Raw genomic sequence first — 4,393 nt, forward strand, 5'->3', positions numbered from 1 at the left:
CAGCTATTCCTGCTAATGGGTGTTTTCCTAGAGAGCAAAATATAAATGCTGAGATTACTGGAACTACAACAATTGCTGCATCTGATGCTATATTTCCACAAATTCCAATCAACATAATCATAAAAGTTATAACCTTTGGAGAACTATTAAGAATAGTATTTCTCATAAAAGCTGATACCAAACCAACATGCTCAGCTAACCCAATTCCCAAAGTCATAACTAAAACTAAACCTAAAGGTGAAAATCCTGTAAAATTTTTTATTGTATTTTGTAACATAAAATTAATTCCTTCACTAGAAAGTAGATTTTTTACTTTAACAACTTCATTTTTTACTGGATCAACTACTCCTACATCTAAATAATTTAGTCCCCAAGATAATAAAATAATAAATACACTTAAAAAGAAAAAAAGCATGAATGGATGTGGAATCTTATTTCCGACTTTTTCTATCCAATCTAAAATACCATGTTTTTTTCTCTCATTTACTTTTCCCATTAACTTCCCTCCCACCATTATTTAATTTAGACAAGTGTACCCCAGTAATACTGATAACACAATTATATTCTTTGTATCTAAAGTATTGATAAAATAAATGTGACAAAAGTACAAAAAATGTGGTATTAATTTAAGTAACAATTCTAGGGGAGTGATTATATGTTAAATAATTTAAATACTCATCGAAACTATCTGCACACTATACCAGAAATTGCATTAAATGAGTTTAAAACAGCTGCGTATATCAGAGAAATTTTAGATAAAGAAAATGTAGAATACCATTGTGTTGGAACAAGTACTGTTGCTTTTATTCCTGGAGAAAGTGATCAATGTATAGCTTTTAGAGCTGATATTGATGCTTTACCATTAACTGAAGAAAGTACTAATCCTTTTAAATCTGAAATTCCAGGTATGATGCATGCGTGTGGTCATGATGGACATACTGCTATGTTGTTAACTTTTATACAAGAAGTCAAACTTTTAATATCTCAAGGAACACAATTAAAAAAATCTTTAGTTTTTATATTTCAAGCTGGTGAAGAGGGAGCTGGTGGAGCTAGATTTATTGTAGCTGATAACTATTACAAATCTAAAAATATAGAAGCTATTTATGCTTTACATGTTTATCCTGAGATTAAAGTTGGAGAGTTTGCTGTAAAATCAGGTTTTGTATCTCTTCAAAATATAAATTTAGATATTGTATTAACTGGAAAAGGATGTCATGGTGCTCAACCTCACAAAGGCATTGATTCAATACTCATTGGAGCTAAATTAGTTGAAGCATATCAATCAATTAAATCTAGAAATATACCATCTTACGAGCATTTTTTACTTACAATTGGAGCTTTTCATGCAGGTACAGTTAGAAATATTATTCCTGGAACTGTTAATATGCTTGGAACTATCAGGCTTGAAAATATATCTTTAATACCTTTCATTCAAGAAAGAATGGAACATATAAACAAAGGATTTGAATTAGCCTTTGATGTTAAAATTGATATGAAATTTCAACCTTTTTATCCTCCAGTGATTAACGACTCCAATCTTTTTGAAAAAGCTTTAAAAGCTTTAAAAGATAAAAAAGTTTTTACCGATGTTTCTTTAAGTGGATCTGAAGATTTCTCTTTCTATTCACAAAATGGAACTCCTGGACTATTAGCATTAGTTGGAATTAGAGATGAAGAAAAAGGACATGTTTGTGCTCTTCATAATAATCGATTTGATTTTGAAAACGAAGCCTTAATTCATGGAGTTGAGTTTTTTAAAAATTTACTTCAAGAAAATAACGCTATTTAATAGTATTTAAAAAGGAAGTCTTTAACTTATTTTTAATAATAGAGCATAACTATATCATGTATTATTTAGGAGGTTTTTTTCATGAAAAAATATGTTTTAGTATGTTCTTTTATTATTTCAGCTTTTACTTTTGCTGCATCACATGATAATCATCAAGATCATGTTCAACAAAATACAATGAATGATATGCCTATGATGCAATCACAAAATGCTAATTGTCCTACATGCAATAATATGATGCAAAATATGACGCAGATGCCTGGATGGAAAAGTGATAAAAAAATGATGAAAAGTAATATGATGTATGCAACACCTGAGATGCAAAAAAATATGATTGATATTGAACAAAAACAGTTAGATATAAAAAAAGCAATGTTAGATGATAAGGTAGATTGGAGTAAAGTTGAAAAACTAAATAAAGAGATTGGAGAGATTAGAGCTAAAATGCAAACTGAAATGATGAAAAATCAATATGAAATGATGAAAAATGCTCCTGCTACTACTCCAGCACCAGCTAAACAATAGATATATTAAAAGAGAGCCTAATTCTGGCTCTCTTTATTTTTTATATTCATCCAATTTATTAATCTCTCATAATTTTCTTTTGCATCTTTTACTCCTAAATTATAAAGAGCCTTAATTTTATTTAAATCTCTTTCTAATCTATCTACTACCACTACCTCACTAGGTCTAAAAACAAAAATATCCCCTTTATTTTCAAGCTCTTGTATATCTTTTAAAGTTCTATTATAAACTAAGTGACGTTTTATTAGTGCTTCTGCTACTTTAGGATATTTTCTATAATACAGCTTTATAAGTGGTTGTAACTTTAAAGGTTCTTTTTTATACCCTTCATCCTCTGTTAAAATAACAACATTTTTACTATTTCCATCTAATATTGACTGAGCTATTGGAATTGGTGAAGCTATTCCACCATCTAAATATATTTTCTCATTTATTATTGTCTCTTTAGAAAAAAATGGTAAACTTCCTGATGCAATCAAAGATTCTAACAGGTCATCTGTTCCTTTAAAATCTTTTTTAGAAAAAAATTCAGTTCTTCCTTTTATACAATTAAATGCTCCCACCTTAAATTCTAAATCACAGTTATAAAATGTTTCAAAATCAAAAGGTGATAGTTCATATGTCATTTTTCTATATGCAAAATCTACATTTATGTAACTTCCATTTTTTATTAAATATTTATACCCCATATATCTTTCATCATTTAAATATTTTAAAATAATATCAATATTTCTTCTTTTTTGTCTCGAAGCATAAGATGCTGAATAAATTGCACCTGCTGAAACTCCAATTGTATATTTAAAATGCAACTGTTTAGATAAAAAGTAATCTAAAATTCCAGATGTATATGCTCCTCTTAATCCTCCACCTTCTAAAACTAATCCTATATTATCCATTAAATCCTCCTAAAGCACAAACTAATATTCTCTATATTGTACTTTTTATTTAGATATTTTCTTTCTTTATATTTTATTTTTCCAAGAGTTTCGATATTCTTTGACTTTTAAGTTTTTTTCTTTTAAAATTATAATAAAACTCATTGAGGAGGTTATGCATGATAAAAAAATTTATAAGCTATTATAAACCTTATAAAAAACTATTTTTCTTAGATTTACTTGCAGCTATTACAGTTTCTGTTTGTGATTTAATATATCCTATGTTAAGTAGAGTTGCTGTAAATAACTATATTCCTAATAAAAACTACCGAAGTATTTTGGTTTTAGCAATTACTCTTTTAGGAATATACATAGTTAAACTTATTTGCAACTATTTTATGAACTATTGGGGACATGTAGTTGGCGTTCGAATGCAAGGTGATATGAGAAAGGATGTTTATACAAAACTTCAAAATTTTCCAATAAAATATTTTGACAATACACAAACTGGAAGTATTATGTCTAGAATTGTAAATGATTTACAAGAGGTTTCTGAACTTGCTCACCACGGTCCTGAAGATCTTTTTATATCAATCATTATGATTTTTGGTTCTTTTTTCCTTCTTTTAAATATCAACATTCCATTAACACTTATAGTTTTCTCAGTTATTCCATTTATAGTTTGGTTCACTATTAATAGACGACAAAGAATGTCTGATGCCTTTTTAGAAACACGTGAAAAAATTGGAGCTATTAATTCAACTTTACAAAATAGTATTAGTGGAATTAGAGTTTCTAAAGCTTTTGTTAATAAGAATGATGAACTTGAAAAATTTAAAAAAAGTAATCTTGAATTCAAAACAGCTCGTGAAGGAGCATATAAAGTTATGGCTGAATATGTTTCAGGAATGACTTTTCTTACAGATATGTTAGATTATCTTGTACTAGTTTTTGGTGCTATTTTTACTTATCAAGGAAAAATTAATTTTGGTGATTTTTTAGCTTACCTTTTATATATTAGAATTTTTAGTCAGCCTATAAAAAGACTTGTTGGTTTTGTCGAACAATATCAAAATGGTATGAGTGGATTTAAACGTTTCAAAGAGATGTTAGATGAAGATATTGAAAAAGACTCCACAGGTGCTAAAGAATTAAAAGATGTTAAAGGTAATATTAAATTTGAAAATGTCTACTTTAGTCA

5 protein-coding genes are annotated in these 4,393 nt (G+C 27.9%); 3 read left to right on the forward strand and 2 right to left on the reverse strand.

The window, feature by feature from the left end; all coding sequences use genetic code 11:
* The coding region (locus Q0V08_RS10870; protein ID WP_297434690.1) for an AbgT family transporter at window positions 1-496 on the reverse strand (496 nt) is incomplete at its 3' end.
* Window positions 497-655: 159 nt separating this feature from the next.
* On the opposite strand from Q0V08_RS10870, the gene Q0V08_RS10875 reads away from it, so the two are divergent.
* Entirely contained in the window at window positions 656-1,792 is a 1,137-nt protein-coding gene (locus Q0V08_RS10875) for a M20 family metallopeptidase (RefSeq protein ID WP_297434692.1), read from the forward strand.
* Window positions 1,793-1,873: 81 nt separating this feature from the next.
* The gene (locus Q0V08_RS10880; protein ID WP_297434694.1) at window positions 1,874-2,317 is read left to right on the forward strand and encodes a hypothetical protein; all 444 of its coding nucleotides are present in this window, start codon (window positions 1,874-1,876) and stop codon (window positions 2,315-2,317) included.
* A gap of 17 nt (window positions 2,318-2,334) precedes the next feature.
* On the opposite strand, the gene Q0V08_RS10885 is transcribed toward Q0V08_RS10880, so the two are convergent.
* Window positions 2,335-3,213 (reverse strand): patatin family protein, encoded by an 879-nt coding sequence (locus tag Q0V08_RS10885; RefSeq protein WP_257162836.1) that lies wholly within the window; start codon window positions 3,211-3,213, stop codon window positions 2,335-2,337.
* Between the two features lie 158 nt (window positions 3,214-3,371).
* On the opposite strand from Q0V08_RS10885, the gene Q0V08_RS10890 reads away from it, so the two are divergent.
* The coding region (locus Q0V08_RS10890; RefSeq protein ID WP_297434696.1) for an ABC transporter ATP-binding protein at window positions 3,372-4,393 on the forward strand (1,022 nt) is incomplete at its 3' end.

It is taken from the genome of uncultured Cetobacterium sp. (assembly GCF_947038635.1).
In the GTDB taxonomy this organism is placed as follows: domain Bacteria; phylum Fusobacteriota; class Fusobacteriia; order Fusobacteriales; family Fusobacteriaceae; genus Cetobacterium_A.